Annotated in this window: 6 protein-coding genes; 1 reads left to right on the plus strand and 5 read right to left on the minus strand. The window is 58.3% G+C overall.

All coding sequences use genetic code 11. The features are described 5' to 3' along the window. The coding region (locus tag Q362_RS21500) for an IS5 family transposase (RefSeq protein ID WP_051554453.1) at positions 1–1,068 on the plus strand (1,068 nt) is incomplete at its 5' end. Between the two features lie 156 nt (positions 1,069–1,224). Here the strand turns inward: Q362_RS21500 and cas2 are convergent. The 5 genes from cas2 to Q362_RS0117185 form a co-directional block, all read right to left on the minus strand. Continuing rightward, positions 1,225–1,503, minus strand: coding sequence for a CRISPR-associated endonuclease Cas2 (cas2, locus tag Q362_RS0117165; protein ID WP_028319636.1), 279 nt, complete (start codon positions 1,501–1,503; stop codon positions 1,225–1,227). A 38-nt stretch (positions 1,504–1,541) separates the two neighbouring features. Continuing rightward, positions 1,542–2,561, minus strand: a complete 1,020-nt coding sequence (cas1, locus tag Q362_RS0117170; RefSeq protein ID WP_028319637.1) for a CRISPR-associated endonuclease Cas1 — start codon at positions 2,559–2,561, stop codon at positions 1,542–1,544. A 9-nt stretch (positions 2,562–2,570) separates the two neighbouring features. Next, positions 2,571–4,184 carry a CRISPR-associated primase-polymerase type A1 gene (locus Q362_RS0117175; protein ID WP_051554454.1) on the minus strand — a complete coding sequence of 538 codons (1,614 nt, stop codon included), beginning with the start codon at positions 4,182–4,184 and terminating at the stop codon, positions 2,571–2,573. Further along, complete coding sequence (locus Q362_RS21505; RefSeq protein ID WP_157470295.1) at positions 4,159–5,643, minus strand: tetratricopeptide repeat protein; 1,485 nt, start codon at positions 5,641–5,643, stop codon at positions 4,159–4,161. Before Q362_RS21505 ends, Q362_RS0117175 begins: the two co-directional genes overlap by 26 nt. 603 nt (positions 5,644–6,246) lie before the next feature. Continuing rightward, positions 6,247–6,727 (minus strand): transposase (locus tag Q362_RS0117185; RefSeq protein ID WP_028319639.1); only part of this gene is annotated, 481 nt, incomplete at its 5' end.

A 6,727-nucleotide genomic window follows, 5' to 3' on the forward strand; every position in this document is an offset into this window, starting at 1 on the left:
TACTTCCGGCATGAGTTGCCGATCGATCCGTCTTCGTTGAGTCGCTGGCGGAAACGGATAGGCGAGCAAGGGTCGGAGTTGATTCTGAAGCTGACCGTGCAGGTTGGTTTGGCGAGCAAAGCCGTGGCTCCGGCCAGTTTGGAGCGAGTGATTGTCGATACGACCGTCCAGGAAAAGGCGGTGGCGTTTCCGACTGATTCACGCCTGTACAACCGGAGCCGGGAGCGGCTGGTCAAGCTGGCGGCGGCGTGGGGCATTGGTCTTCGGCAGAGTTACTCTCGGCTTGGGCGTCAGGCCTTGTTGAAGGTCGGCCGGTATTTTCATGCCCGCCAAGCCCGAAGAGCCCGTCGGGAGGTGAAACGGCTAAAGACTTATTTGGGCAGGGTGTACCGGGACATTGTGCGGAAAATCGAGAGTCAAAAGAATCTTCACCCCGCGTTTCTTCCGGAGCTTGCCCTGGCCGAGCGCTTGCTGACGCAGCAGAAACAGGACAAGAATAAGCTCTACAGTCTGCACGCGCCGGAAGTCGAATGCATTTCCAAGGGCAAGGCGCACAAGAAGTACGAGTTCGGGGTCAAGGTGAGCGTGGCGACCACCAATCGCGACAACTTCGTGGTGGGCATGCTGGCCGAACCCGGCAATCCCTATGACGGTCACACCCTGGCCAGGGCAATTGAGCAGGTGCAGCGGATCACGGGTTGTACGGTTCAACGCAGCTTCGTTGATCGGGGCTACCGTGGCCACGATGTCAAAAGCCACCAGGTCTTGATCTCCGGCCGCAGGCGGGGGATGACACCACAGATGAAGAAGGAACTGAAGAGGCGCAGCGCTGTTGAGCCGGTGATCGGGCACATGAAGACGGATGGCAAGCTCGGACGCAACTACCTGCTGGGTGCATTGGGTGACACAATCAATGCCCTGCTCTGTGGTGCAGGGCACAATATTCGTTTGATCCTCAAGAAGTTGAGGAACAATTTGCTGCTTCTTTTTGCCGAAGTGTTTTTGATTCTCTGGTGCTGCTCCGAAGGGCTGAAGAAAAATGCCGGAGCGCCCACTCTGGCAAATTGAAAAAGGCCTTTTTCAAGGACGACTCGCTACTTTTCTTGCATGGGAAGCAAAGAAAGTCGTGCAGATACCACGCGATTACATGGGTACAACATTACCATGGCAACAATTCACAACCTCCTTTGCCCACAATCTCAAACAACTTCAAAAGTCGGTATTCTACACAACCAGAAAGCGTTCCTTTATCGGCGCTTCCCCGCTCCCCGTCCATTCCACCTCAGCCACACAGGCCTTGCACAACCGGTAATAACGCACTGAATCCGAGCCGTGGTCAATCAGGCTTTCCATCTTCCTTTGCAGCAACAGCAGACGTTGTTCGCTGAGATCAGGGCATTCAAAGACCGATTTCTGTACTCGTCGTCCGACTCCTTTCAGAACCTTGACCACCCGATACCGAACCCGATCATCGCTGATATCAAAACAGATGAGGTACACCATACCCTCCCTTTTTTCTCATCCGCCAGGATCAGGCCCCCTCACCTGGGCACCTGAAAAGGAGAATACATTGCACCAGTTTTGAGACTCTCGGCAAAATGGCGGCACTGGCTGTGCATGATCCAGCGCACGGCGGTCTTCTGGCCGGTCGGCGGATAGAGCAACCGCTCCTCCAACTGGCGCTGGTACGCCGCGATCAGCGCCCGCGCCGCATTGGGTTTCATGGAGACCGGCAGCTGTCCTTCGGTCCGTTCCTGCTCGTTGCGGAACACGAAATCCTCCGGTCGGATCGCCTTGCGATTCACCAGTCCAAGGACCAGTCTTTCGGCAAAAGGTCGCCACTCTTCAACCAGGTCACAGGCCAATGACGGCCGTCCGGCGGCTATTTCATGCAAGGCGCCGCAATAGGGATCAAGCCCCGCACTCTTGACACCGTTGAGCACCTCGTTGGTAAACAGGGTATAAACGAAGGAAAGCAGCGCATTGACCGGGTCGCGGGGCGGGCGACGGTTACGGCCGTGAAAATAAAAAGCTTCGTTGCGCAACAACAGGCCAAAGACACTGAAATAGAGCCGAGAGCCGTACCCCTCGATCCCCCGCAAGGTCTCAAGATCGGCCGCGGCCGTGCTTTTCCGGCGTAACGCCTTGATCTGGGCTCCCACCGTCCGTAATTCAGGCCGATCGTACTGGGAGGCGCGCCGCAGGAGCAGTCGGGATTGATTTTCCAGCTTTTCCCGGACGATGACCGCCGCCAGCCCCTGTTTGTACGCAGGATCGTTGAGCCGCACATACTGCCGCTGCCGAAGAGCGGTGTGGCTGGAGTCATCCAGCAGCAACCTGGCCCGGAATCGGCCGTCCATGGTCATGAACACGGTGTCGATGCCGTGATTGATCAGGAAGTCCAACACCGCCCCGCTGATCGAGGCCCTCCCGGCCAGGGTCAGTTGTTTCAACCCGGCCGCCGGAATCGTCTCCACCCGCTGTTTCCCCTTGCAGATGACCAGCGTCTCCCCCTCCTTGCGGAGATAACTGCCGGTTTCGAGTACATACAGTGTCTGCATGATTTCCCTTCACAAAAAACGTTCGACCTGCACGATGGCGGTCTTCAGCGACACCAGCGCGTCCTTGAGATCGACGACCTTCTCCTGCATCGCCGGCTGTTGTCGATACTTCTCGAGATGGAGCAAGGGATGCGGATAACCGCTCCGATCGAATCCGCAGGGCAACTCCCCGCCACCGGCCTGATCCATCAGACTGTGGATCCGCTTGCATCCCAGCGGGGTCCCGCGAATTTTGGAGATCTTGAAATCGAGCAGCGGCCGGTTGTACTCCGGCATGCGCGAAAACAAATGGTGCAGCAAAAGCCGGCCCCGCTCCAGATGACCAACCGTGCCCAGCAGGATTTTTTCCTCCCGCACAGAGAGTTCCTTTGCCGAACGGGCCATGGCGATGAGTTGTCCCAGCATGGCGCATTTGGCTTCCAGTTCCGCCAGTTCCGGGTATTGAGACGCCCAGGCCGCCAGTTTCGGGTGCACCATCACATTCGCTGTCCGATGCCGTTCCGCCAGGGTCAGTATTTTTTCGGCTGCCGCCGGCCGCTGGGTTCGCAACCAGGACAACTGATCTGCCGTTGCCTGCCCCCTGGCGCCGACAAAATAGGATTTCTTGCCGGTGACGCGGTGAATGCCCAGCGGCAGTTTCACCAGATTGCCGAACCCCTTGCCGGTGAGATGATCCTGCTTCGGAAAAATTTCCAGGGTGAAGCAGCGCAGATCATTGGCCAAGCTGCCAATCAACGTTTTCAGGCCGTTGCGCATATCCGCCGCCGCTACCGGCTGGGCAAGCGGAAACCAGAAATGGTATCCCTTGCCGCCGCTGACCTCGGCAATACAGGTCAGTCCGGCGTTGCCGGCCATCTCCAGCAGGCGGGTGTACAAATAGACCGATTCCCGCCGGATGGCCGCCTTCTCTTTTTCCGCGGCTCTCCGGTCTCGCAGGCCGATCGCCAGATCGACATCGATGACACCGGTCCAGACCCGGCTTTCTCCGGTCAGCAGATATATGCCATAGGTTTTGCGTCCCTGGAGATGCTCGCGTACATCTTCCGGCTGCATCGGCCGCTGCACCGGCACATAGCCCTGTTTCCCCTCTTCGCGATTGGCCCACTGACGGGCAAAAGTATCTTCCCGGCCACGAAACAGGGTCATATATCCTTGCGTTTCTTCGTCCTGACGGCGCAGTTGAACAAAAGGCTCCAGAAAACGCTCGTCCTCCCCGGCCGATGGAACAAACACCGAGGAGGCGGGCTGCCAGGATGTCGTGATTTCGGCCGGAAGAAACCGTCGGGCCTGGGCGGCGACCCGGGCAGCCTCCTTGCGTTTACCCAGAATATCGAGCAATTCGGCATGCGCTCTCCAGCCATCGGCATACCGGGGCCGCTCGCGGTTGAGCCAGTCCAGAATCGCCACCCCCTCGTCGAACAGGCCGTGCTGCTGGGCGACAACGGCCAACTCCATTACTTCCTCATCGGAAAAGTCCGCCCAAAATACACCGCTGGCAAAGGCACGGACCACGAACGCCCTGCCGGCCTCGTCAAACCCTGCCTTGCAGATTCGATCGAGCAGCAGGCGATGGTCTCTGTTGGGAACGGCCTGCGGTTCACTGATTGACTGACGCTGCGCCATGCTCCTCCCTCCCCGGAGCGTCTTGCCCGACCACGTCATCCTCTGGTGCCCTGGTCAACGCCGCCCGGACCAGACCGGCAAGACGTTTGAAATGCGGATACTGAAAATGCCCGGCTTCGAGCACAGTCAACAGTTCCCCGGCCTCCCCGTTCCTCCCCAGCAGATGCAGACTGGCGGCCTGCCAGAATTGGGCCTCTTTGGACGGATTGCCGTAAGTTTCCTCACAGAAACGCACCGCGTGCATCGCGGCGTTCAATGCCTGCTCATACTGCTGCAAATGAAGCTGCAAGCGGCTGATGCGGATCAGACTCACATGACGGGAACGTTTGTCCCGCTCGCTGCATTGCCGCAGCACCTGGAGGGCCTCGTCCACCTTGCCCGAAGCCGCCAGAATGTCGGCCTCGGTCCAGCGCACATAGGGCCGCCTGCGATGAGCCGGCACCCTGGCGATAGAGCGTTCGGCCCTGTCCACCTGTCGCAGGCGCAGAGCACACCGGGCCGCCAGTTCCCAGACAAAATCCGTTGGCTGATGTTGTTCGGCGACATGGCCGGCTGTTTCGAGGTGATCAATGGCCTCCTTGTCCCGGTTCAGCGCATGCAACACCTTGCCAAAGGCAAAATGGCGAAACATCGGATGCAGAAACTTCCCGTCGCGGTCTTCCTGTTCCAGCTTCTCCAGCAACTGCAAGCTGCGGGAGGCTCGGCCGGCCTCAAGCAGACAGGAGGCCAGATGATAGAGACTCTTGACGTACTTGGGCCGCTGCTGGTGGTGCCGTTCCCGCTCCTGGGCGCTTTGCCGTTCCCAGTTGGCAATGGCCTGTTCAAAAAGCGGAACAGCTAACTTCGGTTTGTCTTCGATTTCCTTGAACAGGATCGCCTCCCGGTAGCAGAAGGTGACCGACTCCGGCCGCAAGGCTCGGGCGGCGGAGAAATGGGCATGCGCGAGATCGATCAGCTCTTTCTTCCGTTTTCCGGGAACGATCCGCCGTTCGGTCCGGACCGTGAACAGTTCGTCAAGGGCGGCGTAACCGATGGTGTACCGGATCATGGCATCGTCGGGTTGCCGGGTGGCGGCGGGCAGCAGGGTGCGGATGGCCTCGTCGGTGCGGCGTAACCGGACCAGGGCAAAGGCCACCTTGCTGCGGACATCCACTTCCATTCCGGCCGCCACCAGTTCCGGGGCCTTGTCCTCGACCGGATGGAAGAGTTCGACAATATCCTGCCAGCGGTTTTCCGCCTGCAAGGCCAGGATCTCGTTCACAGTCCGATTGTGCTCACGGCGTAACTGGCCGCTGTCGGTGGCGAATCCGGCGAAGTCGCAAAGAAAGGAACTGGTCGGCAACGGCGGGGATGGTGGTGCGGGAGACGCCACTGGCGGCTGTTTCTGGGCTTCCAGCTGAATATGGCCGATGACACGGGCATTCTCGAGGGCAACGATTTTTCTGGCAGCACTTTCCATAACACCTCCTAAAACGGTTGATTGTTCAGGCGATTCTGAAAAGGGATACGGACAGAGAAATATTTTTTTGGAAAGGAAAATAAAAAAGGACCGGTGGGAGGAGGTGACAATGGCGGGGGCGGGGGCATGGCGGCCGATCGGCCTGTTCCATTGTCAACGCGGACAAGACATGATGCGCCCGACGAAGGCTGACAGAAGCCTGAAAAAAGGTCATCGGCCGCATGGCGGATCCGTGTCGTCCAAGAGTACGCTTCAACCTGTCGATACAGTCTGGGAAACCATCGTTCCATTGCGTTGCTGTGGGGAAAGCGATCACGAGCGGAACCCGGAGCTTTCGGAACGAAGATACGCTTGCCTGATCAGTTCGGCCACGACATTGAAGGGATGAATCCACAGCAAGCGGTGATGTACCGCTGTCGCCGACACCACGCTGCACGGAGGGTGGCAACTGTCCGGTGAGTTGAGAAGCCTTGGTGGCCGGGTCGATGGCCAAATCTTCCGGTTATGTTCATTCCGGCAAACAGGAACGACCCACTGAATGGCGCAGTCCCGATAGTTGCAATCCCCTCTGATCGGGGCGTTCGTTCCGGGTGTAACTGTGGTTCATCCGGCAAATGCGTACCCGGAGTTGTGGAGGTTATAGAGCCTGAGCTTGAAGTATTCCATGTCTCTGAAGCCGTAGGCCTGGCGCTTCATGGTCTTGATTTTGTTATTGAGTCCTTCCAGGGGACCGTTGGTGGTCTTGTGGGGGTAATAGCCGAGCAGTCCCTGCATGCTGGCAAGGATCGTTGAACCGACCGCGCAGAGCTGTTTGATGTTTGAGGTCAGGGCATCGAAACACCAGTTGAGGAGAAAGGATTTGGCGCGGTCTGCCGTACCCTGGCTCCAGAAGAGGCGGAACTGTTCTTTGATGAGGTGCATGGTGAACAAGGGTTGGTTGTCCGTCAACAGGTCATCGAGACGATCCTTTTTGTCGTGGGGCAGTTCGTGGTAGTTGCGGAGCAAAAGGAAGCGGTTTCCTTTCAAGGTCTTGGTTTCCTGGGTATCGAGGCGGTGTTGTTGTTCACGGCGCAGTCCATCGACC

The sequence above is a fragment of the Desulfobulbus elongatus DSM 2908 genome (genome assembly GCF_000621145.1).
GTDB classification, from domain to species: Bacteria; Desulfobacterota; Desulfobulbia; order Desulfobulbales; family Desulfobulbaceae; genus Desulfobulbus; species Desulfobulbus elongatus.

Bases quoted from the DNA above. Each gene is read 5' to 3' on its own strand.
- cas2 (WP_028319636.1), bottom strand. From the start codon at position 1,503: ATGGTGTACCTCATCTGTTTTGATATCAGCGATGATCGGGTTCGGTAT.
- cas1 (WP_028319637.1), bottom strand. From the start codon at position 2,561: ATGCAGACACTGTATGTACTCGAAACCGGCAGTTATCTCCGCAAGGAG.
- Q362_RS0117175 (WP_051554454.1), bottom strand. From the start codon at position 4,184: ATGGCGCAGCGTCAGTCAATCAGTGAACCGCAGGCCGTTCCCAACAGA.
- Q362_RS21505 (WP_157470295.1), bottom strand. From the start codon at position 5,643: ATGGAAAGTGCTGCCAGAAAAATCGTTGCCCTCGAGAATGCCCGTGTC.